This is a genomic window from Microcoleus sp. PH2017_09_SFU_O_A (genome assembly GCF_020738625.1).
GTDB lineage: Bacteria > Cyanobacteriota > Cyanobacteriia > Cyanobacteriales > Microcoleaceae > Microcoleus.
The window spans coordinates 37,134-61,200 of sequence record NZ_JAEQCF010000031.1; the positions used below are offsets into that span (position 1 = coordinate 37,134).

The following is a 24,067-nucleotide window of genomic DNA, read 5'->3' on the forward strand; positions in this document are numbered from 1 at the left end:
GGGTTGAAGACAAGGAGGTACAAATTACGCGATCTTCTTTAGTCCGCGGAGGCGGACTTCACTTGTCTAGAAGCGGTTTCAACCGCCGTCTAATCTTTATACAAAAAAGTATTAATAATTACGGAAATTAGTTGCGTTTTGTGTATAAATAAAAATAGTTTTGTAAATCGGGAATTCAATCATCGATCGTTCCCAAGCAAAATTAACTTTCACTCCTGCAAGACAGTAAAAGTAACACAGTTTAGATAAAACTTACAGGCACATTGAGCATGACATCAACGACTAGGGATTCCAGTCAGATTCAATTTTGCACAAGTCGCGATCGCGTTGACATAGTACAAATCCAAGAACTATTTAAAGCCGCCGCCTTTTGGGCGAGGGCGCGCAAGATAGAAGATTGGGAAATTGCGATCGCCAACAGCGAACCAGTTGTGACAGTTTGGGATGGCCCGCAGGCGATCGGCTTTGCCAGAGCCACCTCAGACGGCATCTATCGAGCCACCATCTGGGATGTCGCCATTCATCCAGATTACCAAGGTGCAGGACTCGGCCGCAAATTAGTGCAAACTGTCTTGAGTCACCCTCGGATGTGCCGAGTAGAGCGAGTTTACCTGATGACAACTTACAAACAAAGCTTCTACGAGCGCATCGGTTTTCAGCATAACGCCAGCACTACAATGGTACTTGAAAATCAGCTTTTAGAAGAGAATATCGAATTAGAAATTAGCAAAGGCGAATTGCTAACTGCTATTTGCTAAACCAGCACAAAAGTCCCACCCAAATCTATAAAATGTAGGTGCGCCGCAGCGCACCTTACTACTTATTAATTATTATCCACAATCAGCCACAAGACAGTCGTTTTCCTACAATTAATTGAGCGATAGTTATCTCAAATCCGTTAGGATCGGAATGATATAAACGGAGGACACGGCAGTGTCGTTTCCCTACCATCGATCGCGGTAGGGACACGGCACTGCCGTGTCCTCTATATTATTTCGGCAAAGCCGGAATGGATATTAATCAGTTACAAAGTCAGTTGCCGAACTTCCTCGATCACAAAGTTGCCAAAGGAATAGAACATTGAGTGCGGTTAAAATTGGACTCTTCCGACTCAGAAGGCACAGCCAAAACTTCCAACTTTCCCTTCATCAAAGTTAAAAGTGTCTGATTCATCAACAACCTCATGCCAGAAGAGACGTGAGAATTATCGCTGCTCTTAGTAGCATCCGACTCCAAATCATGCTTCAGCAAATCCCAAGATTCGCTCCAAGCACTAACCGAGCGCTGATCGTCCACCCAAATATGAACGCATCCAGATTCCGGCGAAGAATGTGCAGAAACAGAAATACTTCCCTCCTCCATCTGAGCAATAGCAGTATCTATCAAATTGACTAAAACTTGCCTAAACCTCGGCAAATCTGCCAATACATAAATGCCCGGATCGGGTGGCAATATCTCCAGACGAATGCTGCGATTAGCAGCTTGTAAGTAAGTTAAATCATCAATTTCATCAAAAACCTTAGCTAACTGAATCGGCTCAATATCCATCGTGTCAGTGCCGTGTTCAGTTTTAGCAACAGAGATAATTTCATCTATCAATTTCACCAGCTTGAGTGCTGCAACGTGAGCTTGTTCGACAAACTCTCGCTCCTCAGCAGGATCGTCGCACAAATCCGACAGAATTAATTGGAGCGTACCAATCATAGTGCTCAGGGGCGATCGCAACTCGTGAGAAGTTCGAGCCAAAAAGCCCGCCTTAAATAGACTCATCTCCGATGCCATCTGATAAGCCAATTGAGTTTGCTTCAGTTGATCGGAAAGGGCATCAAACTTCTCTAAATCATTTTCTTGAGGAGTTGGAGGCACATAGGGAGCAGGTTCTGGCTGTTGCGAGCTTTTTTGCTGCCTGCGCCAAATCAAACTGCTTCCGAAACCCAGTCCGAGTCCCATACCTAAATATATCAAGTCGCTCCAGCCGATCGGCGCCATATTACTTTGCCTAGGAGTTTAGCTTTTAGCATTCTAGCTCGATCGCGCCTTGTCGCAATATTTCCCAACCGCCACCAGTCCATTTAGCCACAGTCGAAGGCAAACTCGAAGCCGTCGGTGCGGTTGGCGCTGTTGCTAATTCAGTAGCAACTAATGTCAAAACTTCGGGAAACTGTGCCTCAATTTCTGCCACCGACTCTAGAGGCGCTTGGCCTGATAAATTAGCACTGGTAGTTGCCAAAGGGCCTGTCTGCCCTAAAATCTGGAGTGCAAGGGGAAAGTTAGGCACTCGTACTCCGATCGTAGTGCGATCGATCGCATTCATGGCAGTCGGCACCAGCGGCGAAGCCGGCAGCACCAAAGTTAACGCCCCAGGCCAATAGGATTCAGCCACTTGTTGCCACAAATTCAACTCTCCTGGACTCCCCTGCACGTAAGGCCACAAAGCCTCAGCCGATGCAGCCATCAAAATCAGCGGTTTGTCTTGACGGCGCCCTTTAGCTGCAAAAATCAACTCCGCGCGATCGGGCCGCGTCGCCAAAGCGGGTACAGTATCGGTAGGAAAGCTGACAATATAATCTCCTGAAATTGCCCCTTGAATCAAGGAGGCGATCGAAACTTGAGTCATCCGATTTTAGATTGTAGATTTTAGGTTTTAGATTTTAGATTTTGCATAAATCTTTGATTGATAAGTTAACCACAGATGTCAAGCAGATCAACACAGATCGACGCAGATAATTTCAAGATCGGAGAGCGAATAAATCCCATGCAAGTCTATTTTAGAATTGCAGCATATTTTTGGAATCTAAAGACGATAGGCTAAAGCAAAGCGATCGATTCCTGCCAAATCCGCAAATATCTGAACATCGCAATAACTCCCGTGACTTTGTAGCATATCAGCCACCGCCGTTTCTTGTCCCGCCATCATCTCAACCAACCAAACTCCCCCAGATTCTAAATAATCGGGAGCCGTTTCTACCAAATGCCGGATGCAATCTAACCCGTCTAAACCGCCATCTAAAGCCAGGTGAGGTTCGTGCTTCAAAACTTCCGGTTGCAGAGTCAGCACCGTGCTGCTGGGAATGTAAGGCGGGTTAGACACCATGCCACTAACTTTACCCTTGAGAAATTCTAGCGGTTGCCACCACAAACCTTGATAAAAATTAATTCGCGATCCAAAGCCTAAATTTTCAGCATTCAGTCGAGCAACTGCCAAAGCTTCCGAACTGCAATCTACTGCATGAATCGTAGTATTTTTCAACGCACAAGCCAAGCCGATCGCGATCGCCCCGCTACCCGTTCCCAAATCCACCCAATCCGATGTTGGATTCACTGAATGGCTTTTCATAGCATCCACAGCCAAATCGATCAGCAATTCCGTTTCAGGACGAGGAATTAGCACCGCCGGCGTTACTTTCAGCGAAAAATCCCGCCAATGTGCAACTCCCGTTAAATACTGCACCGGCACCCGTTCCTGCAACCGTCGCTGCCAAAGTCGATCGAGTTCTGATACAGACAACTTTAATTGAATTTTTGGCAAATCTTTAAACGACTCCAAACGCAGAGCCAACTTATCCAAACCTGCCAGCTCTTGCAGCAGCCAGTCGAGTTCTACTTGGGGAATCTCAGAGGCGATCGCATCAATCTTAGCTTGATTCACCCACTGCCAAAGCTCTAAACCGGAAACAAACATAAGACTTTTTGGGAATGGGGAATGGGGAATGGGGAATGGGGAATGGGGAATTGGTAATTGGGAATTGGGAATTGGGAATTGGGAATTGGGAATTGGGAATTGGGAATTGGGAATTGGGAATTGGGAATTGGGAATTGGTAATTGGGAATTGGTAATTGGTAATTGGTAATTGGTAATTGGTAATTGGTAATTGGTAATTGGTAATTGGTAATTGGTAATTGGTAATTGATAAATAGTAGGTTGAGTCGAGAAATGCAACAATCCAACCTACCAACTTAGTCCCGAACGCAAAACCTAATTATGTAGCACATGAAACCAATTTTTGAGTATATCTTGTCTGTAACTAATGACTAATGACCAATGACTAATGACCAATGACCAATGACCAATGACTAATGACCAATGACCAATGACTAATGACCAATGACCAATGACTAATGACTAATGACTATTAGCGAGCCGGTCGAGCTGGAGCTGGAGATGGAGCCGATCGAGCTGGAGATGGAGCAGCCTGTGGATTTTGGCCAGCACCAGCCGGTTGGCGCGATCGCAGATATTCTAATGATTCCCGCGACGGAATCAAAATCATTTGGCTCAAAGACGGGTCATTTTCAGTACCCAAAGCTTCCAAAATCCTCTCCAAGTTCACTACCTCAATCTTAATTGTGGCAGTCACGTTCGGCTGCTGTTGCTTAAAACGCTCGACCATTTCCTGCAAGTCCTCCTTATTAAAAAACAGAGGAAGCTCTTCTTTATCGCCCCGTTGAATCGTCAAATAACCATTTTCCGGGCCACCTCTCGCCACAAACAGAGGTACACCGTTTAACTCGCTAACTTGTTGGCCAGTCTGCTGAAGTACAGTTTTCGCCGACTGTACCTGCTGCGCTGCCGGAATAAAAGCAAACAGCACCTGATCCGGCTTGCCTTTATTTTCTTGAGCCAACCGATAAATTTCCCCCAGTGACACGGGTGTCACACGCGCCGACGCCGCCAACTGAGGATTTCCCGTTTTCAGTTGATCGACAAAAGCTTGAGCATCTTTCTGGCTGATGAAAATTCTGGCTACCGAAGCATTACCAGTTTGACCCTGACCTTGCTTGGGAACAGAAGCAATGAAGAACGCACCCTGACCGTCTGTAATCGTAAATACCGGCACCGGGCGTAACTTTTCTACAATTTGTGGCACTGGCAATGCGAGTGCAGACATCTTGGCAATGGGCGAGGGGCCGAGCAGAGTGCAGCCCACAATCCCCAATATTGCGCCTAAACGAACTAATGATTTCATGTTTTTCCACTCCCGAGCGATCCTGAAACACATTAACGCAAAGACTGGCTCCTTGACACGATCGGCAAAAACTACCTCAATCGGTTGGCATTTTCAACAAATGTAAACCTCAGCCGCAGTTTGTGCTTGAATCTATTATTTAAAATTGTGCGATCGGGATGACAGGATTTGAACCTGCGACATCCTGCTCCCAAAGCAGGCGCGCTACCAAGCTGCGCTACATCCCGGTGTATTGGCTATCTCTTAACCATTAACGCAGAAAACCACCTGCTTGTCAAGCTTTTTTTTAATTTTAGCTTTCGATGCAGCTACGTCGAAGTTTTTTTAAGGTTGTGGGGCTTGACAAGCTGCGGGGATACATAAAAGCGTAACTGACCGCAGCCCACAGGCTTGTGAGGTGTTTGACAGCTTGAATATTGGATTTATTCAACAAATCAATGCTGACCTCCACCGGACGAGCTAATCTGGATACCAAAACATACCTTTAATGCCCTCTGGATCGGACATAAAGCCCAAATTTCGGTAAAAATCCACCACCTGAGGGTCAGCAAATAAGGTAATGTTGCTGATGTCTTCACTGCGGAGTTTTTTAATGATGTATTTCATCAGTGCCTTGCCCATGCCTTTACCCTGGTAATCAGGATGAACTACCACATCCCAAAGCGTGGCATTAAAAGCATGGTCTGAAGTCGCTCTGGCGAAACCGACCAGCCGTCGCTGGCTGCCCCGTATCTCCCACATAGAGACGACTAGGAAGCTGTGCACAATAGCTTTTTTGACTTTACGCAGGGGACGGCGGGACCAACCCACTGCATTACAAAGTTCTTCGAGTTCGTAGAGGTCAATGTCCCGATCGCAACTAAAAAAGATGCGAGCGTTGCCGCTGGCGGGTTTGCGAAACATTGGGGAAAGCGGATCGCCTAACCCAAGAGCCACATCTTCCTCAAATTCCGCTGTTTGGGGTACAGAGGCAGACTCAGAACTACTAAATAAGTTTTTCCAAAAACCCATGCAGGCGCGGTTAAGGTAGTAGAAGTTGGACGACGTGAAAGAGAGCCCGATAGATAAACCCACTCCGATCGGCGTGGGATGAACTGCGGGTAGCCTCTTGAGGAACAGTTTACGGTACACTCATCTTACGCCGAAAACAGGGATTTGTCGTCCAACATTGACTCTGTGCTTTTTTGCTTCTCGTCAAGTTTGGTAGAACTGTTCTCCTAGCCTGTGCCAGGACAACCCAGTGTTAAGGTAAAATTTGTTGCCCAACCAGGACAGAGGCATTTTAGGAATTGCTTCTTTTGAGTACCGCCGATCGCGTCGGAACTCATATACTTGGTGGAAAATGCTAATGGAATGGCACAACCGTGACATTCTAGTTAGATATTCCCAGACAGATTTGATTTTTGTTTTTAGTGAGGAGACGGGCGAAATTTAAGTCGAATCGTCAAATCGAAAATCCCATTGCCATAAGGCATGGGAGGACTAACTAAATAACAAATTTGCCGGACATTACGGGACAATCTGATACAATCAAACAAGAGTTGAGGAAAAAACTATTGTCAAGTACGTCCCACTCTCACCATCATTCATCCTTGGAGTCAACGAAAGAAATCTCCGATGTTGGGAACAAAGCCAGTGAAAAATCCAAAAGCTTCTTCCCCTATTGGAACGAATTTTCTCATGAGATGTCCGAATGGTTGTCGTTGCCCACAAAAACCGATTGGCAAGAAGAGGCTTTGACCAATGCCAATGGAACAGCGAGCAAAACTGGTGTAAACTCCTGGTACCGGGTAAAACAAACCTTAGTCCAGAACAAAAAATGCTTGAAGACGTGCTTGCAGTCCTCCACCGATCGAGTAGTAGATTGTACGGACGGCGACAGTATAAAACTCAAATCTCACAAGCTCAGGATTTATCCCAGTCAGGAATTAAATAAAGTCTGGCGTAAATGGCTAGCAGCCTGTCGTTATTGTTTCAACCAAGCAATAGCAATGCAGCGCAAAAAGCCCTTAAGTAAGTTGCAGTTGCGTAACGAAGTTATGCGAGGCGATTTACCAGAATGGGTAAAAGAAACGCCTTGTCATATCAGACAGAATGCTATTTTTGATGCTCACCGAGCATTTAAGGCAAGTTCAGACGCCAAGTTCCGTAGCATCAGAGATTACTCTCAAACCATAAAGTTTAACGATTCAAACTTCAAAAAAGGCACTTGGTATCCTTCCTTAACCAAAGGATTAACCTATCATACTTCTGAGATAATTCCTGAGTGCGATCGAGGTACTCAGTTGGTATACTGCAAGGGTCGTTGGTTTGCAGTGTTTCCTCTGTCAGTTACCGCAGAGCCTACGGACGCAACAGGAATTATTGCATTAGATCCCGGCGTAAGAACATTTATGACCGGGTTTGATGGCAATAAATTCCTTGAGTTTGGAGGTGGTGACATGGGGCGAATAGCTCGTCTCTGTCAACACCTAGATAACCTAATGAGCCGAATGTCTCAAGCTACGAAACAGCGCCGAAAACGAATGAGACAAGCGGCTCACCGTATGAGAATACGCATTCGTAATTTAGTAGACGAATGCCAGAAACAAACCGCTTGCTATTTAACTAGCAACTATAGAGTCATATTTCTTCCGACTTTTGAGTCTTCCCAAATGGTCGCCAAAGCACGAAGAAAGATTCGTTCAAAAACTGCTAGAGCCATGTTGACATGGGCGCATTACAGATTCAAACAAACCATCAAACATCAGGCAAATGTTAGAAATGTCAATGTGATTGATGTCACTGAAGAATACACGTCTAAAACTTGTACCCATTGCGGTCACGTACATCAAAAGCTAGGTGGTTCTAAAGTGTTTACTTGTCCTGAATGTGGCTGTTCAATCCCACGAGATTACAATGGCGCTTTTGGTATATTACTGAAAGCTTTGCGGGATACCGCCTCTATCTCCTATGAGGGTGATAGTGCTCTCGTTACTTTGTCCGGTAATAGCCGGGCAAGTGTCGCGTAAATGTATCAGTCAATACCTAGTATATCTCCCGCACCTTCCCCTCAATTATGGCTTCGGGTTTAAAACCATCTACACTAGAACTTCTCAAGCGCTTTAACCGAGCGTTTCCACAGTTTTACGAGCAATTTGTCAGCAGCGAAATCCAACTGCAAAACCTCAAATTAGCTTACCAACTTTACAAAACTCGGCAAGCCGTCATCGAAATAAGAGCCGAAGGTAACAAAAGTGCCCTGCATTTTGCTTACCGGAACCAGTCTTTCCTACTGAGCGACATTTTCGGTGTGCTGGCTGCCTACGGGCTGACGATTCACAGTCTCAGTCTCTACGGTCAAATTTACCCGCCGATGCTGGTATTTATCAAATTGGTGGTATCTCGCGGTGGCAAGGTACTGGCAGATAAAACAGCCGAAAACGTCTGTAGGGCGGTTCGAGAGGCCTTGGCGGGGCATTTTGAGGTGGAAGAGATGTTGGCTGTGGAATTTAATTTAGACGCGGGTTTGGAGGATGTGGCTACTGAATTTTACGTCGATCCGGTTTTCCACTTGCCGGCTTTGCTGATTGAAGCAGACAACCAGCCTGGACTTTTTTACAAGGTTATGTATGCCATCTGGCAAGAGGATTTGTTGGTGGTGAATGCAAATTTATTGGTTTGGCGGGGGCGAACTCGCTTGATTCTCTACTTGTTGGGCCCCAATGAAAGTTTGATTCCTGAGTATCTGGGGCAGAAAATCGCTGAGGGGGTGCGACAAAGATTGTTGGGCGAGCGGTTTTAGGAATAGCGCCTGACGCTGGTGAAAGCCGGTTTATCACAACAACGTTTCGGAGCTATCAGATCGAGCTTAAGGACGTTCTTAATTCCTGAAACCCTTGATTTTATTACTTCTTTGTGATTTCTACTTCCGACTTCCATTTCTCTTGCGTTCAGAAACTGGGTTTTTGCTCAAAACCTGATATTCATCGAGAGAAAGTTAAACTGAGCCGATCGCCCGGAGTGTAACTGCCGATCCCTCTGTCTTGATTTCGCGATAGGATAAAATTATGGCAACCATCGACATCCTAGGGGTTCGGCACGCTTGCGATTTGACGGCTCCCACTCCAACTTCCCCGGTTCTGGTATTTGTCCACGGCTGGCTGTTAAGCCGCCGCTACTGGCAACCTCTGACCGATCGCTTGGCACCCAGCTATCAGTGCCTGACTTACGATTTGCGAGGGTTTGGCGATTCTCAATCCGACGGCGATGATAGTCGCGAGCGAGGAGAATCGCTAAGTTCCTACACTCCCGCAGCCTACGCTCGCGATTTGGAAATTTTACTCAAAAAACTGGATATTTCTAGTGCTTGGCTGGTGGGACACTCTCTCGGCGGTACGATCGCTCTTTGGGGAGCCAGCCAATTGTGCGATCGTATTAAAGGTGTTCTCTGTATTAATGCAGGCGGCGGCATCTATCTAAAGGAAGAATTCGAGCGATTTCGAGCCGTCGGCACACAGCTAGTAAAAATGCGTCCCCGCTGGCTGCCTCATTTGCCACTAGCAGATTTGGTGTTTGCCCGCGATTCTGTCGATCGCTCGATCGGGCGATCGTGGGGACGGCAGCGCTTGAGAGATTTCGTGGCAGCCCATCCAGATGCAGCTTTGGGGGCTTTGTTGGACTCCACCACAGAAGCCGAGATTCACCTGTTGCCACAAATAGTTTCCCGACTCAAGCAGCCCGTGTATTTTATTGCCGGCACTAAAGACAAAATTATGGAACCAAAATACGTGCTGCATTTGGCTAGCTTTCACTGGATGTTCCAAGGTTGTGGCGAAAATGTGCTTCAGCTTCCCGATTGCGGCCATTTGGCAATGGTGGAACAGCCAGATGCAGTGGCTAGTTACCTACAAAATATTCTGAAAGAACACACTTAAAGGGCATGGGGCATGGGGCATGGGGCATGGGCCTTCCCAGGGCATGGGGCATGGGGCATTAGAACTTACCAATAACCAATAACCAATAACCAATAACCAATAACCAATAACCAATAACCAGTAACAACTGACTTCTTCCTTAACCTAAAATCTGTTATGTTTAAGTAGATAAGTCTGTCCGATCGCCCTTTTCGGACAAAGCTTTTCAATGGCTTTCAACTCTAAAATCTTACTCTGCTTAAATATTATTTGTGCGCGTTAACCTCACCGATCGGCAACAACACATCCTTTGGGCAACGGTTCGCCACTACATAGCAACAGCGGAACCCGTTGGCTCAAAAGCTTTGGTTGACGAATACAACCTCAGCGTCAGCCCAGCTACCATTCGCAATGCGATGGGGACTCTTGAAAAAGCTGGACTGCTATATCAGCCCCACACTTCTGCCGGACGAGTCCCCTCTGACTCCGGCTACAGAATTTATGTAGACCAGTTGATTCAGCCGTCTGATACGCTGGCCCGTAAGGTGGAACAGGTACTGGATCAACTCAATTGGTCGGATGGTCGCATGGATGGGGCACTCCGCGGCGCTGCTAAAATTCTGGCAACGATCAGCGGTTATATTGCCATGATTACCATACCGCAAACCAATATGGCTTGCTTGCGACACTTGCAACTGGTGCAGCTAGAGGCGGGTAAGGTGATGCTGATCGTGGTGACGGATGCCTACGAAACTCATTCGGTGTTAGTACAGTTGCCGAAGGGCGCAGAAGGTAATTGGCCTGATGTTGAAATTGTCGATCGCGAATTGCAGATTTTGTCAAATTTTTTGAACAGCAAGTTACGCGGGCGATCGCTCTCGGAACTCTCCGCTGTAGACTGGAGCGAGTTAGACCGGGACTTTGAACTGTACGCGGAGTGGATGGAAACCATGCTGGCTGCATTGAGCAGCCGTCAAAGCAATCCAACCTACACGCGGATTCTGATCGGCGGTTTGGCAGAAGCGCTGCGCTTGCCAGAGTTTTCGCAGTTGCAGCAAGTTCAAACCCTGGTGCAACTGCTCGAACAAGAACAGGAACTGCTTTGGCCTTTGATTTTTGAATCGCCTGATTTGGACTCGCCTGGGAAACGGGTAACGGTGCGTATTGGTTCAGAAAATTCGTTAGAACCAATTCGCGGCTGTACTCTGATTTCTTCGACTTACCGCCGGGGATCAATGCCAGTGGGTAGTGTTGGGGTTTTGGGACCGACGCGGATGGTTTACGAAAATGCGATCGCGGTGGTGGAAGCTGCGGCGGATTATTTGTCCGAAGCTATTGGCGGAAATCGAGTGAATTTTCCCGAAGGATAACATATTGTTATATTTACCATAATTTAGATAGCCCCAAGCCTAACTGGCTTGGGGTTTAATTGTGTTTGCCGGATGTAGTGGCAACATTAAAAAAACCATTTTTTTGTCAATAAACATTTGCTTGGGTGCAGCGACCTGTGCAAGGCAAATATGTTTGTAGGGGCGAAGCATGACCGCAGTGAATATAAGATTATAACTAATAACTTATATGCGGTCATGCTTCGCCCTCTTCAAAAACCAGATCATCGTTCAATAGAGATTTTCGCAAACAACCCGGTTGCTGCTTCTACGAGTAACTCGGAAACTGGCAGGAGTTGCGGGCGATCGGGTTTGACACAGCCAGTGAACCCCGATCGCCCATTTACAGGAAGCGCTGGCGGAGCGCCAGTCGCTCGGTTGCTTTCAGCAAGCTAAGCAAGGAGTTTTGTCGGCACTATCCAGTTGGCGATACCGCGCACTCCAGGATAGTGCCTGCGAGAAAGGAATTGAAGACCCGGGATCTGCACTTCTATGGGCCCCCAAGGCAGCAAAATATCAAAATCTTAAGACATTTTAGAGAGTTCGTCAAAAAGATCTAAAAAAGATTAGTCTTGAGAGGAAAGCTATATTTCTTTTGGGAATAGCCCGGGTTAAACAATTGCCCACAAGTTGCAGCAATTTTGGCTTGAATGCCACTCCAGAAAAGATTGAAGCGCTGAGTTAAGATCGAAATTAAATTTAGGGAATTTTCTTTTACCATTCAATGAAATCGACCGATATAACTAAGAATACCTTTGCCATAACAACGCCTCTGTATTATGTCAATGATTTGCCTCACGTTGGCAGCGCTTACACGACTATGGCAGCCGATGCCCTAGCCAGATTTGAGCGGCTGCGGGGCAAATCAGTGTTGTTGGTTACCGGAACCGACGAACACGGGCAGAAAATTCAGCGCACGGCAAGCAGTTTGGGACGATCGCCCCAAGCTCACTGCGATTTAGTAGTTCCCGGGTTTGAGGCGCTGTGGGAGCAACTCTCTATCCATTACGATCGCTTTATCCGCACAACTTCGCGACGCCACGAGTACATTGTCAAAGAATTTTTCCAGCGCGTCTGGAACTCCGGCGATATCTACTTGAACCAGCAACAAGGCTGGTACTGCGTCTCCTGCGAAGAATTCAAAGATGAACGCGATTTGCTCCCCGGAAATCGCTGTTCCGTCCACACCAGCAAGGAAGTGGAGTGGCGCGACGAAGAAAATTACTTTTTCCGCCTGTCGCGCTATCAAGACCAACTGCTGGCATTGTACGCAGAACGTCCCGACTTTATCGCGCCGGAAAGTCGGCGTAACGAAGTGCTCAGCTTCGTCAACTCCGGACTCCAAGACTTTTCGATTTCTCGGGTGAATCTGGAATGGGGCCTGCCAATACCAGTTGATCCGGGCCACACCATTTACGTCTGGTTTGACGCTTTGCTGGGATACATCACGGCTCTGCTCGATCCGGACAGCGACCCATTGTTAGAGAATGCTTTATCTAAATGGTGGCCGATTGACCTGCACTTGATCGGCAAAGATATTCTCCGCTTCCACGCAGTTTATTGGCCGGCAATGCTGATGTCCGCGGGTATGTCCGTACCTGGCCGCGTCTTCGCTCACGGTTTTTTGACCAAAGACGGCAAAAAAATGGGAAAAACGGAGGGAAATACTTTAAACCCAGTCGAATTGGTGAATAAATACGGCGCTGATGCAGTTCGTTACTATTTCCTCAAAGAAATTGAATTTGGAGAGGACGGCGATTTTAACGAAACTCGGTTTATCAATATATTGAATGCTGAGCTAGCAAATGATTTGGGAAATTTGCTTAACCGCACCTTAAACATGGCTCGCAAATATTGCGGTGGCTGCGTGCCAAATGTGTCTGGGGAAAGTATTTCCGGCGACAACCTTCTCAAGGGTATGAGCCTGGATTTGGGCGATCGAGTAGCGGGTTTCTACGAAGAGTTAGCTTTTAGCAAGGCTTGCGAAGCTGTGCTTGCATTAGTTCGAGCCGGTAACAAGTTTATTGACGTACAAGCACCTTGGAGTTTGTACAAGCAAGGACAGCTCGAAAGTGTTCAACAAGTGCTATATTCTGTTCTGGAATCTGTTAGACTAGCATCTTACCTTTTATCGCCGATTATTCCCAATATCAGCAGTGCTATCTATCAGCAGCTAGGTTTTTCAATTGACTTTAACGATCGGGTTGCAGTTAACAGTTTAGCGACTTTTGCAGTTCATGCTGCCTGGGGCGCTTTGCCTGCAAACCAAACTCTGGGGGAACCCCAACCAGTGTTTAAGCGGCTGGAACTGCTGGAAACAGTAGCGTCATAGTCGGCAGCCTGCGATCGGGGTGCTATGACAGATTATGAATTAGCACTTAATTTCCTTACCAATCTTTCATAAAATTTGAGGCATAACAATCATGTTGAATAGAATAGAAAGCAACGACCTTTTTACGCCGGAACAGGTTCTGGAAAATCGCGGTCGAGTGGCAATTTTTATTGACGGATCTAATCTTTTTTACGCGGCTTTGCAATTGGGAATTGAGATTGATTACACTAAGCTATTGTGTCGTTTAACTGCGGGATCGCGGCTGTTGCGCTCTTTTTTCTACACGGGTGTCGATCGCACTAACGAAAAACAGCAGGGGTTTTTGCTGTGGATGCGCCGCAACGGCTATCGCGTGATTTCTAAGGATTTGGTGCAGTTACCCGACGGTTCTAAGAAGGCGAATTTGGATGTAGAAATCGCTGTGGACATGATGGCGTTGGTCGGTTCCTACGACACGGCTGTTTTGGTGAGCGGCGACGGCGATTTGGCCTATGCTGTGGATGCTGTGAGCTATCGCGGCGTGCGGGTTGAGGTGGTGAGTTTGCGATCGATGACCAGTGACAGTTTGATTAATGTAGCCGATCGCTATATCGATTTGGAAATGATTAAGGACGACATCCAAAAAACTTCGCGTCCTAATTATGCCTACCGCCCGTTGTCGGGTTTGAGCTTGATGGACGAACACGACGACAGATAGGGAATGGGGAATGGGGAATGGGGAATGGGGAATGGGGAATGGGGAATGGGGAATGGGGAATGGGGAATGGGGAATGGGGAATGGGGAATGGGGAATGGGGAATGGGGAATGGGGAATGGGTAATAGGGAATGGGGTAATAGCTGATGGGTTGAATAATTGAAAATTAGAAGTTAAAAATTTAGCTCAAGTATGACAGATTTTTGATTAGTGTTTTTAATTAGCCAATTACCAATTATCAATGCCCTGTTTGGCCAATTACCAATTATCAATGCCCTGTTTGGCCAATGCCCTGTTTGCCCAATGCCCAATTATCGATTACCAATGATTAATCTCAAATCCCAAATTACCAATTTCCAATCCCCAAAATCAATGTCGCTATTGTTAGCAGCAATGATTTTGGGGATTAATGCTTGTGCGGCTCCCCAAGAGACTCAAAAGAACAAATTAGCTGAGGATATCAAAACAGCTCAGCAGTCAAATAGCACTTTAACTTTGAACAAAGTAACCCTAGAACAAGCAAACGAAAAGGGTGAGACGTTCTGGAAAGTAAAATCGAAAAATGCGGTTTACAGCAAAGACCAAAAAATAGTTAACGTTCAGAAACCTGTGGGCAAATTGTTTCAGGACGGCAAAGAAATTTATGATATTCAGGGAGAAACCGGGCAGGTATTTCAGGAAGGAAATCAGGTTTTTCTCAAAGGTAACATAGTCGCTACCGATCTCAAAAATGGCGTGGTATTGCGAGGAAATGAGTTAGAGTGGCGCCCGAAGGAAGATGTTTTAGTTGTCCGCAATAACTTGACTGGACAGAACAAACAGGTGACTGCTTCAGCGAAGGAAGCGCGGGTTTTCAGCAGGGCTAAGAGGATGGAGTTATTCGGATCTGTGGTGGCGAATGTTAAAGATCCAATTTTGCAATTGCGAACCGAACATTTAGTTTGGTTTGTGGAGCAACAAAAGGTACACAGCGACCAACCGACTCAACTTGACAGATATAAAGATAAAAAAGTAACAGACAGCGGTTTTGCCGACAAGGTAGATGTAGACTTAAAAACCAAAATTGCCACGCTAACCCAAAACGCTCAATTGATGCCATCAGACCCGCCGCTGCAAATAGAAAGCAGTTTGATGAGTTGGAATTTTCCGGCTCAATATGTGATATCGCCCGGGCATGTGAAGATTTTTCACCGCGTGGAAAAGGTGACGATGACCGGGGATACTGGGCGGGGAGATTTAGATAAAAAGATTTTTTATTTGACGGGAAATGTGGTAGGAATCGGGGAAAAACGTGAATCTCAATTAAATACCGATCGCGTAACGTGGTATTTAAGTAACCAGACCTTCGACGCCGAAGGAAATGTGGTTTACAAGCAATTAAATCCGGTGTTTAATTTGACTGGGCCGAGGGCGGCGGGAGAGTTAAAAAATCAAACTGTGATTGTCAAAGGTGACGGTGCCGGCGGCCAAGTGGTGACGGAATTTGTGCCGGATGAGAATAAGGGAATTTTGGACAGTAGATAGGATTGTTTTGACAATTAATTATGGGTCATCTGAGGTGGCAGGCGGTAGCTTTGGACTCTAGCCTTTCTGCTTCTCTCGGGGTGCTGGGATCGGTTGGTACGGATATCTCGCACGCTGCACACCTGCAACCGGGCTGCCCATAAGCGAGGATAGACTGTAAATTAAAAGTGTATCGAATAGTAACGGTCTTATGTACAAGCAACTAATTTCAAAGATCAAACCGCTTTTGAAATCACTATTTGCGATCGGTCTGGTACTGACGCTAGCCCTCGGTAACGCTGACGGAGCTCTGGCTGCTCGCAGCGGAGGACGGATGGGGGGCGGATCTTTTAGAGCTCCGGCGCGCAGTTACTCGTCTCCGACTAGCACTTACGCGCCGTCTGGTGGGTACGGTGGTGGCTATCGCGGCGGTTTTGGTGGCGGTTTCGGTTTCCCATTCTTGCTGCCGTTTTTTGGCTTTGGGGGCGGATTTGGCGGCCTGTTTTCGATTTTGATTTTTATTTCGATCGCCAATTTCCTCGTGCAAAGCTTCCGCCGCGCTGGGGATTCAACTGACGAACTCGGCAACAGCGCGCCTACTACCACGGTATCTGTGGCACGCTTGCAAGTTGGTTTGCTAGCAGAAGCCCGCGGTTTGCAAGCCGAACTCGACGCGCTAGCGCGCAAAGCGAATACCGATACAGCGATCGGCCGCGCTCAAGTGCTGCAAGAATCTACTCTGGCGATGCTGCGGCATCCTGAATATTGGGTTTACGCGGGCGCTGACTCTGTGCAAACTCGCTTGGAAGCAGCCGAAGCTAAATTTAACCAGTTTTCTTTGGCAGAACGCAGTAAGTTTACTGAAGAAACGCTCTCGAATTATAACAACCAGCTCCGGCAAGCAGGGAGCAGCAATAACCTGCCAGTTGTGCAGGAAAACGGCGCCCTAGTTGGTTCTGATTTGAATTCAGAGCCCGGTGAATTTATTGTGGTAACGGTGATTGTCGGTACTCAGGGCAAGTTGCAATTGCCAGCAGTGAAAAACTCTGAAGATTTGCGCCAAGCTTTGCGCCAAATTGGGGGAGTATCGAGCGAGCAGTTGCTGGCGGTTGAGGTGCTGTGGACTCCTCAAGCTAACGGCGACACTCTGACTGCTGATGATATGTTGGCTGGCTATCCTGATTTGCGATCGATTTAGCGATACAGCAGATGGGGCGCGGAGCACTGTCTCCCGCGCCCCCTGCCACACCCATGCTGTGGGGGAGAACCGGGTTGGTTTTAAGACGGAGATGAAGCAGGATTTTTTGGAATGCCGATCGATTTAAAAAAGATTGTTCAACGAATGCTAGTATTGAGAGATTATGATTCAGCCTGGTTCATCTGTGAATATTGGGAATGTCTGCCCTAATAGGATTTTGCCAAGCAGTTAGGCAGGATAAAAAAACTGTATTCAGCGAGGAGTGACTGCTTAGGAAGAAGTTGCGACCGCGCGCCCTCTAAATTTAATATAAATAAGCGATCGGGAGCTAAAGTTATGGCCGACAGCAGTAGAAAAAAAGCGCTTTTTATTTTGAGCCAGTTAAATAATGACGATATCGACTGGATCGTTCAAAAAGGGAAAAAAGAAATTCTCGAACCGGGCGAGATTTTGATTCATGAAGGGAGACAGCACGATGCCCTCTACATTGTTTTGAAGGGGAGTATGAGCGTTTGGATCGAGGCTGAGCAGAGCAAAGAACTCGCTAAAATAGGTAGCGGAGAACTTGTGGGAGAAGTTTCTTTCATTGACGCACGCCCTCCTTTGGCCACGGTGATGGCGATCGAAGAAACTCACTTGTTGGTAATTCCCCGAAGGCAGCTAGTCGTCAAACTTCAACACGATATGGGTTTTGCTTCCAGATTTTATTATGGAATTTCGCTGTGTCTGGCAGACCGGATGCGCGGTACGATCCGACATATAGAATACGGTCGCAATATAGAATTGGAGCAGCAAGAATTAGATCGGGAGGATATTAATCCGAACGTCCTGGAAAATTTGGCGCTAGCTCAAGCAAAGTTTAATTGGTTGAGGGAGAATGTGAGGGCTTGATTAATTTTAATGCGATCGGCATTGAGGTAAATTTTCAACTCTCAAAACAGAAGCACTCCTGCTCAAGAAACCGGGTTTTTTAACCACCCGTGCGTAATATCATCTCCGAATACAATATTGGTTTGTAGTGAGGGCTTCAGCCCTCATCCATGACGCTTGACTGAAGCGATCGCGCTCGAGCTGTTTTTATTGGAGGTAATTGACGGAGGATAATATTAAGTCCTAAATTAGACCTGAATTGCAAAAGTCCTTTTAATGAAATTTTACGACGGGCGGGACGCCCATCCCACAAGAAAAAAAGTTGTGGGATGGGCGTCCCGCCCGTCGTAGGTATTTTTGCAAGAGGTATATTATCAAAACATCAGTCGAAAGCAAAATAGAGGCTGGTTTTACCGAAAAGATCGACAATTCCCGTATCTAGAAAAACCTGCCCCTTGGCTTTGCAGTTGCAGCCTCGCGCGCCAAAGCGCAACTACCAAGCAGACAACCTAGATCATTCCTGGGCCTTTGCCGCGGGTGTCTTCATCCATTGTCAGTTTTCCTTCCTCACCTTTTTTATCTTTGATTTCTGCGAGAATTTGAGCGCGTTCTGCGGCTTCGGCTTCCTCTTTTGCTCTCAAATCGCCCGGTTCGTTGATGTACATTTCGGGTTCGATCGCGTAATTGTTAACCAGACCTTCCTTGTCTACTGTATAACCATCTGTAGTATGAATGCTTTCGTCATCGGTTTGGTCGTCGGTTTTGGCGCTTTGCTGCTTCGCTTCAGTGGTTGTGTGCATGAAGTTAGAGCCTTCGCGTTCTTGCCGCGCTGCTGTCTCAGCAGGAGTAATGCCCCTGTCATAATGGGGGGCTTCCATATTAGCTTCGATTTGTTCGTCGGTCGGTGTTGATTTGCTAGTTGTCATGATTTATTCCTGAGTTATCTTTTCAAAAAGGTCTTTGGCTTATGTTTAAATATTAAGCCTAAGCTAACTCATTCACTAACTATCTTTGGTTATAGTTTCCTGAAACTTGCTGTAATGTAAAATACATTTATTGAGTCTTCCTCAAGACTGATAAAGTTCTCTTTTAATTAAAAGTTTCACAGTTTGCGAGCCTCTGACATCTATCTAAAGGTAGGGAATTGGGAATTGGGAATTGGGAATTGGGAATTGGGAATTGGGAATTGGGAATTGGGAATTGGGAATTGGGAATTGGGCATGGCAACTAACTAATGACTAATGACTAATGACTAATGACTAATGACTACTGACTACTTTTACGATTCTTTGAAGAAGCGGATGATTTCGCGGACGTGGTTGAGAAATTGTCCGTCATCGGTGAGTTGGGCGATCGCACTTTCGGCATCTCTTGCCAGTTTAGTGTGTTCTGCCTGATTTGTCGATCGCAAATTTTCTAGAGATGCGGCTAAATTAGTTAATTCTCTTCTAGTGGCCCGTTGTTCCCGCTGTTGGAGAGTCGCCCACGAATTAGGATCGTCTGAATTTAATTGATCGGCCAAATTTTTGACTGTAGATTCTAATTCTGCAAAGCGGTTGCGGAGTTCGAGAATATCTTCGCGGGGGTGGAAAAATTCGCTGCGGATGGTTGTCAGCCGCTGGGCTAAATACTGATAACCTCGGATAGCTGGACGCAGTATAGTTAAAAGCAGTGCTGCACCGGAACTGAGATAGCCAACAGCACTAATGCCGGTGGCGGATAGGGCATAAAGTGCGATCGCGCTAACCAGGTGAAGGGCGATCGCCACCCAGAGCGATCGGCTAGCTAATACAGTAACGTATTTTACTTGTTCGGAATCGACAGCAATATTTTTTTTAGTAGATTCTGCGCCTTGGGCTAACACTTCCTTAGCTTCAAAATGGATATTCCAAGGAACTGTAACTATCAACAACAGCCATTCAAAAATAGCAATGGCAATTACCCAATCTATAAAACTGCCGGCGGGGACGTGCAGCCATTGTAAAATAGCAAAAATTAACAGTAACAATAGGCCAGTACCAGCACCGAAACCTGCAAAAGTATAATACATAGCGATTGCCTTTGCGAAATGTTATTTTGATTGTGGGTAAGTTGTTTATGTGTCGAGCAATCAACTGTGACAGTTAAGAAATTGTCAGAGTGTTCCCGGTTCGTTAGTGGTTAGTAACAGTCCAGGGCAAAGGCTGCCCAAAACCGGGTTTTGTCACCAAAATACTTGTTCTGCTTCAACAGGAGAATGTTGTTTTTATTGTGGGTAGGTGGTTTAGGTGTGGATAAATATACTGTGACACTTAAAAAATTGTCCCGGTCTAGCCGACTTGTTAGTTATTAGTAATCCTCCCGGATAGAAGGATTGCCATGCGCCTGTTTGATTCCTGAAAAATACACAGGCTATAAGCCATCAACAAGACTCAAATTAAACTTTATTTGTGTGAGTTGTGGGCAAATTATAAATAATTATTTATTGGCGATTAGTTGTCAAAATTAAGTTATATTCTCCCCAGATCGTACCATTTGACATTTGAGATCATTCGACTTCATGAAAGGCTACGCTCAGAGCAAGGCGCGCTCCTACAAGTTGGAGAGTTAAGATGAGGAATGACTAATTGTATATCGGTTGGCAACTTGCCGACTGTTAGATTATTTTGTTAAGCTGGCATTACTCACAGTGTTACGCAGCGCGAGGAATGCAGCAATCTCAAAACCATCCTTTTGTTCTCTTTTCTTTTCCAGGGCGACTAAATCACCTATAGCTGAGATAAACTGATTGGGAGGTCGATCGCCCGTGAGAGCAAGTTACCAGATTCTTGTAAGCGAGACGGCGATACTCTTACCCTGAGAGAAACGACAGCAAAATAGGTGCCAAAATTCACTCTACCGTCTGCAATTTCCAATAACTGCACGTCTACCACGTAAAATCAAAAGTCAGCAGCAAGGACAAACCGATGGCGAACTCAACTCTTGGCCTAGAAAATCAACTTTACGATTATCTGTTATCTATTTCTTTGCGGGAACCAGATATTCTCGCTTCACTGCGGAAAGAAACTGCTAAGCATCCTATGGGTATGATGCAAATAGCTCCCGAACAAGGGCAGTTTATGGAGATGCTCGTGCAGCTTATGGGAGCGACAAAAACCTTAGAAATTGGAGTTTTTACTGGTTATAGCTCGCTATGTGTAGCTTTAGCACTGCCTTCTAACGGTAAAATTATTGCTTGCGATGTCAGCGAGGAATATACTTCGATCGCGCGACGGTATTGGGAAGCTGCGGGTGTGGCTAACAAAATTTATTTGCATTTGGGCCCAGCACTAAATACTCTCGACAAACTCATAGCCGAGGGACAAGCCGGAACCTTTGATTTTGCCTTCATCGACGCGGATAAAGAAAATTATGAGGCTTATTTTGAGCGATCGCTCCAACTGGTGCGGAATGGCGGTTTAATTGTAATTGACAACGTTCTGTGGTCTGGACGAGTTGCCGATCCTGAAGTACAAGACACAAGTACCCTCGCCCTTCGTAGTTTCAACGACAAGTTGCGTAACGATCCGAGAATAACACTCAGTGTTGTCCCCATTGGTGACGGGTTGAGTTTGGCCCTGAAACGCCGCTGGGCTACGATGATGGAACCTGAAGAACAGAATTAAATAGTTCAAGTGGCTGGGAACTTCATTAAGACTCCTCGAAACCGGGTGGTTATCTGTATTAAAGGCTGCGATACAGTATTTGCATAAAAAACCCGGTTTCTGCCTACCGGTGCATCCAGGACTATATCAATTACCGATGACAAATTACAATTACTAAAAGTAATAACAAGTATTATTAATTACTTTGAGGTAAAAATGCAGGGATCGAATTTACAAATAAAATTACCGATTCATGAAACTTTTCAGTGTACGGTTCAAGGTGAAGGTTATTGGACGGGGACTTTAGTTGATTTTATCAGATTAGCTGGTTGTCCTGTGCGGTGTGCTTGGTGCGATACAGGCTACGGAAATGGTGGCAAAGGTTTGCCATCGGTGCCACAGTCGATCGCACAATTGCTAGATCAATTGCAGTCTTCGAGGGTTGTCATTAGTGGTGGCGAACCTTTTATTCACCAGAATTTGCCGGAGTTAGTGCGAGCTTTGTTAGCAACTGACAAACAGGTGAATATTGAAACTTCTGGCGCTTACTGGCAGGATATTTCGCCGCTGGCTTGGATTACTCTTTCTCCTAAAGAACACGTCAATCCTCAATATCCGGTGCAAGACCGTTTCTGGACGAGAGCTAATGAAATTAAGTTGGTGGTTAGCAGTGGCGAAGAAGTTGATTTTTACACAAAATATTTGGCTGACAATGTGAATATTCCTGTATATTTGCAGCCGGAGTGGGAAAAGCGCGATCGGGCAATTCCGATGATTTTGGAGTTATTGAAACAGCATCCGAGTTACAGGTTGTCTTTGCAAACTCACAAGTTTATTGGTGTTCAATAAACATCCCAAAATGCTGTAGTTCCTGTCTTGAAAAGTCAAGGGGTAGCGAGCAAATAAGTTGGATCGAAAGGTTTTTGGGATTTTAAAATCCCAAAAGGCAAATGTACCCATTTCCGCATGACTCGCACCAATCACCTGCATTTTCACGCCAGCCACGAGCCAATAATCGCACAGCGAGTCGCTTTCAACAAAGGATTGTGACGCATCGCCACTACATAGGGCATATCTGTGTTGGGCCCAGGTACGGAATTTGCGATCGAAGTGCCGATCGACTAAAATTCATTCAACCTGGGAAAATGTAGCAGATTAAACGCATCAATACCAAAGAAACCGGGTTTTTACTTGCATTGTCGGCTGTAACACGTCTTTTCGTAAAAAAACCCGGTTTCTGGCCACCCGTGCAATCGCGAACTGTAATCTATCAAATAGTCCACAGTTTACCGTTTAAAGCAGGCAATATGCAGTTACATTGTTAACTAAATGTGTAATAACTGTATTTGATAGGAGTATTTCGAGTGAACGCTGCCGAACAAGCCAGAAATATAGAATTAGCTAGCAAAATTGCTGCGGTTGTTAATTTATTTAAGTCAGATTTTCCGGATGTGAAAGTCGATTTGAAACCTTGGATGAATGACCAGGATACCAGAGAACTTGTCGATCCTGAGTCGATCGATATTGGCTTCCATTTTCCCGGTAGAAGTCGGTTGTTGCAAAGCCGCAGTATCTTAATCCAAATCCGATTTTACCAAGATCCGGTCGAAGGATCTCGGCGGGCGATCGGGGTTGAGGCGGCAGGTTACGATCATACTGGTCAACAGTGGCGCTTTTCTACCGTGGAAAATTGGGGTTTTGTGGGTGAAACTGAGCCCGCTGCGGAATCAGCCGAAAAGCTCAAACACTTTTGCCGCGAGATATTAGGTTTGTTTAATTGCTGAGAATAATTCCCGGTTAATGACTCATCATAAATCAGGTTTGTAGTGAGGACTTTAGTCCTTCTTGAGCTAAATTCTCCACAGATGCAGAGGACTGAAGTCCAGGTTTGTAGTGAGGACTTTAGTCCTTCTTGACTTAAATTCTCCACAGATGAAGAGGACTGAAGTCCAGGTTTGTAGTGAGGACTTTAGTCCTTCTTGACTTAAATTCTCCACAGATGGAGAGGACTGAAGTCCAGGTTTGTAGTGAGGACTTTAGTCCTTCTTGACTTAAATTCTCCACAGATGGAGAGGACTGAAGTCCTTACTACGAACCACAGATGGAGAGGACTGAAGTCCTCACTACGAACCTGATTTTAAGTCTTGATTATCGCAATTGTCGATCGACCTACAGCCCACTGGATAAGCCGATTTGTAAGTTGTCGATCGCTTGCCAAACAAAGTATAGCGGTTATCGCGCACTTGTTCGTACACGCGATCGCCCATCCACTTCATCCCCGGCATTGCCCGGTAAGCCGCCACAAACACCTCGCCAGCAGGCAATATCCGCCCGATTTCCTCGGCTGCATCGCTACCTTGCCAGCGTTTTTCGGGATTATTCTTATCTATCAAAATCATCCCCATTTCGCAATCCTCAGCAGTTATATCAAACCGCTTTAATCCCTCTAAATCTTGCATGGAAATATACTCAAAGTTCTCGCCTCGATCTAGATTTTCTAGTAACTGCACCAAGGTGACGCAGAGATTGCAATTGCCGTCGTAAATTACGTTGTAATTCATAAGTCAATAACCTAGAAAACTGGGCGGTTGAAACC

25 protein-coding genes, 1 tRNA gene and 1 pseudogene are annotated in these 24,067 nt (G+C 46.0%); 18 read left to right on the forward strand and 9 right to left on the reverse strand.

Annotated elements, in window-relative coordinates:
• The first annotated feature begins 269 nt into the window (after window positions 1-269).
• Window positions 270-758: a GNAT family N-acetyltransferase gene (locus JGK16_RS13290; protein ID WP_293181745.1), complete on the forward strand. Its 489-nt coding sequence runs from the start codon at window positions 270-272 to the stop codon at window positions 756-758.
• 295 nt (window positions 759-1,053) lie between these two features.
• Here the strand turns inward: JGK16_RS13290 and JGK16_RS13295 are convergent, their stop codons facing one another.
• The 3 genes from JGK16_RS13295 to prmC all read right to left on the reverse strand — a co-directional run bounded on the left by JGK16_RS13295 (window position 1,054) and on the right by prmC (window position 3,682).
• Entirely contained in the window at window positions 1,054-1,989 is a 936-nt protein-coding gene (locus tag JGK16_RS13295) for a HAMP domain-containing sensor histidine kinase (RefSeq protein WP_293181746.1), read from the reverse strand.
• A 25-nt stretch (window positions 1,990-2,014) separates the two neighbouring features.
• Complete coding sequence (locus JGK16_RS13300) at window positions 2,015-2,617, reverse strand: L-threonylcarbamoyladenylate synthase (RefSeq protein WP_293190880.1); 603 nt, start codon at window positions 2,615-2,617, stop codon at window positions 2,015-2,017.
• Between the two features lie 177 nt (window positions 2,618-2,794).
• On the reverse strand, window positions 2,795-3,682 hold the full coding sequence (gene prmC, locus JGK16_RS13305) for a peptide chain release factor N(5)-glutamine methyltransferase (protein ID WP_293190882.1): 888 nt from the start codon (window positions 3,680-3,682) through the stop codon (window positions 2,795-2,797).
• Window positions 3,683-3,710: 28 nt separating this feature from the next.
• Here prmC and JGK16_RS13310 point away from each other — a divergent pair, with 28 nt between their 5' ends.
• Window positions 3,711-3,851: a hypothetical protein gene (locus tag JGK16_RS13310; protein ID WP_293190884.1), complete on the forward strand. Its 141-nt coding sequence runs from the start codon at window positions 3,711-3,713 to the stop codon at window positions 3,849-3,851.
• Window positions 3,852-4,133: 282 nt separating this feature from the next.
• Here the strand turns inward: JGK16_RS13310 and JGK16_RS13315 are convergent, their stop codons facing one another.
• From JGK16_RS13315 to JGK16_RS13325, 3 genes are all read right to left on the reverse strand, one after another.
• Window positions 4,134-4,967: a Tic22 family protein gene (locus JGK16_RS13315; protein ID WP_293190886.1), complete on the reverse strand. Its 834-nt coding sequence runs from the start codon at window positions 4,965-4,967 to the stop codon at window positions 4,134-4,136.
• A gap of 153 nt (window positions 4,968-5,120) precedes the next feature.
• A tRNA-Pro gene (locus JGK16_RS13320) sits at window positions 5,121-5,194 on the reverse strand.
• Window positions 5,195-5,426: 232 nt separating this feature from the next.
• A complete protein-coding gene (locus JGK16_RS13325; protein WP_293152075.1) occupies window positions 5,427-5,978 on the reverse strand; it encodes a GNAT family N-acetyltransferase in 552 nt (183 codons plus the stop codon).
• Between the two features lie 247 nt (window positions 5,979-6,225).
• Here JGK16_RS13325 and JGK16_RS13330 point away from each other — a divergent pair, with 247 nt between their 5' ends.
• From JGK16_RS13330 to JGK16_RS13385, 12 genes and pseudogenes are all read left to right on the forward strand, one after another.
• Window positions 6,226-6,402 (forward strand): hypothetical protein, encoded by a 177-nt coding sequence (locus JGK16_RS13330; RefSeq protein WP_293179970.1) that lies wholly within the window; start codon window positions 6,226-6,228, stop codon window positions 6,400-6,402.
• A 120-nt stretch (window positions 6,403-6,522) separates the two neighbouring features.
• A pseudogene (locus JGK16_RS13335) lies at window positions 6,523-6,903 on the forward strand (hypothetical protein).
• Window positions 6,803-7,978, forward strand: coding sequence for a transposase (locus JGK16_RS13340; protein WP_293190945.1), 1,176 nt, complete (start codon window positions 6,803-6,805; stop codon window positions 7,976-7,978). The pseudogene JGK16_RS13335 and the gene JGK16_RS13340 overlap by 101 nt, the downstream one beginning before the upstream one ends.
• 47 nt (window positions 7,979-8,025) lie before the next feature.
• Complete coding sequence (locus JGK16_RS13345) at window positions 8,026-8,751, forward strand: hypothetical protein (protein WP_006631881.1); 726 nt, start codon at window positions 8,026-8,028, stop codon at window positions 8,749-8,751.
• Window positions 8,752-9,016: 265 nt separating this feature from the next.
• The gene (locus JGK16_RS13350; protein WP_293179967.1) at window positions 9,017-9,883 is read left to right on the forward strand and encodes an alpha/beta hydrolase; all 867 of its coding nucleotides are present in this window, start codon (window positions 9,017-9,019) and stop codon (window positions 9,881-9,883) included.
• A 251-nt stretch (window positions 9,884-10,134) separates the two neighbouring features.
• Complete coding sequence (gene hrcA / locus JGK16_RS13355; protein ID WP_293179964.1) at window positions 10,135-11,232, forward strand: heat-inducible transcriptional repressor HrcA; 1,098 nt, start codon at window positions 10,135-10,137, stop codon at window positions 11,230-11,232.
• 742 nt (window positions 11,233-11,974) lie between these two features.
• On the forward strand, window positions 11,975-13,582 hold the full coding sequence (metG, locus tag JGK16_RS13360; protein WP_293179961.1) for a methionine--tRNA ligase: 1,608 nt from the start codon (window positions 11,975-11,977) through the stop codon (window positions 13,580-13,582).
• 91 nt (window positions 13,583-13,673) lie between these two features.
• Entirely contained in the window at window positions 13,674-14,279 is a 606-nt protein-coding gene (locus tag JGK16_RS13365) for an NYN domain-containing protein (protein ID WP_096831201.1), read from the forward strand.
• Between the two features lie 17 nt (window positions 14,280-14,296).
• A complete protein-coding gene (locus JGK16_RS13370; RefSeq protein WP_293203160.1) occupies window positions 14,297-14,440 on the forward strand; it encodes a hypothetical protein in 144 nt (47 codons plus the stop codon).
• Between the two features lie 209 nt (window positions 14,441-14,649).
• Window positions 14,650-15,801, forward strand: coding sequence for an LPS export ABC transporter periplasmic protein LptC (gene lptC, locus JGK16_RS13375; RefSeq protein WP_293203162.1), 1,152 nt, complete (start codon window positions 14,650-14,652; stop codon window positions 15,799-15,801).
• Window positions 15,802-15,991: 190 nt separating this feature from the next.
• Window positions 15,992-16,978, forward strand: coding sequence for a DUF1517 domain-containing protein (locus JGK16_RS13380; protein WP_293179955.1), 987 nt, complete (start codon window positions 15,992-15,994; stop codon window positions 16,976-16,978).
• A gap of 336 nt (window positions 16,979-17,314) precedes the next feature.
• A complete protein-coding gene (locus JGK16_RS13385; RefSeq protein ID WP_293179952.1) occupies window positions 17,315-17,869 on the forward strand; it encodes a cyclic nucleotide-binding domain-containing protein in 555 nt (184 codons plus the stop codon).
• 488 nt (window positions 17,870-18,357) lie between these two features.
• Here the strand turns inward: JGK16_RS13385 and JGK16_RS13390 are convergent, their stop codons facing one another.
• Window positions 18,358-18,774, reverse strand: a complete 417-nt coding sequence (locus JGK16_RS13390) for a hypothetical protein (RefSeq protein ID WP_293152017.1) — start codon at window positions 18,772-18,774, stop codon at window positions 18,358-18,360.
• A gap of 183 nt (window positions 18,775-18,957) precedes the next feature.
• On the opposite strand from JGK16_RS13390, the gene JGK16_RS13395 reads away from it, so the two are divergent.
• Entirely contained in the window at window positions 18,958-19,083 is a 126-nt protein-coding gene (locus JGK16_RS13395; RefSeq protein WP_293179949.1) for a hypothetical protein, read from the forward strand.
• Between the two features lie 44 nt (window positions 19,084-19,127).
• On the opposite strand, the gene JGK16_RS13400 is transcribed toward JGK16_RS13395, so the two are convergent.
• The gene (locus JGK16_RS13400) at window positions 19,128-19,898 is read right to left on the reverse strand and encodes a hypothetical protein (protein WP_293190893.1); all 771 of its coding nucleotides are present in this window, start codon (window positions 19,896-19,898) and stop codon (window positions 19,128-19,130) included.
• 895 nt (window positions 19,899-20,793) lie between these two features.
• Between JGK16_RS13400 and JGK16_RS13405 the strand changes: the two genes are divergently transcribed.
• The 3 genes from JGK16_RS13405 (at window position 20,794) to JGK16_RS13415 (ending at window position 23,255) form a co-directional block, all read left to right on the forward strand.
• Window positions 20,794-21,492: a class I SAM-dependent methyltransferase gene (locus JGK16_RS13405; protein WP_293179940.1), complete on the forward strand. Its 699-nt coding sequence runs from the start codon at window positions 20,794-20,796 to the stop codon at window positions 21,490-21,492.
• 195 nt (window positions 21,493-21,687) lie between these two features.
• Entirely contained in the window at window positions 21,688-22,320 is a 633-nt protein-coding gene (locus JGK16_RS13410; protein WP_293179937.1) for a 7-carboxy-7-deazaguanine synthase QueE, read from the forward strand.
• A gap of 515 nt (window positions 22,321-22,835) precedes the next feature.
• A complete protein-coding gene (locus tag JGK16_RS13415; RefSeq protein ID WP_293190896.1) occupies window positions 22,836-23,255 on the forward strand; it encodes a hypothetical protein in 420 nt (139 codons plus the stop codon).
• 339 nt (window positions 23,256-23,594) lie between these two features.
• On the opposite strand, the gene JGK16_RS13420 is transcribed toward JGK16_RS13415, so the two are convergent.
• Window positions 23,595-24,032, reverse strand: coding sequence for a DCC1-like thiol-disulfide oxidoreductase family protein (locus JGK16_RS13420; protein WP_293179931.1), 438 nt, complete (start codon window positions 24,030-24,032; stop codon window positions 23,595-23,597).
• Window positions 24,033-24,067: the final 35 nt, after the last annotated feature.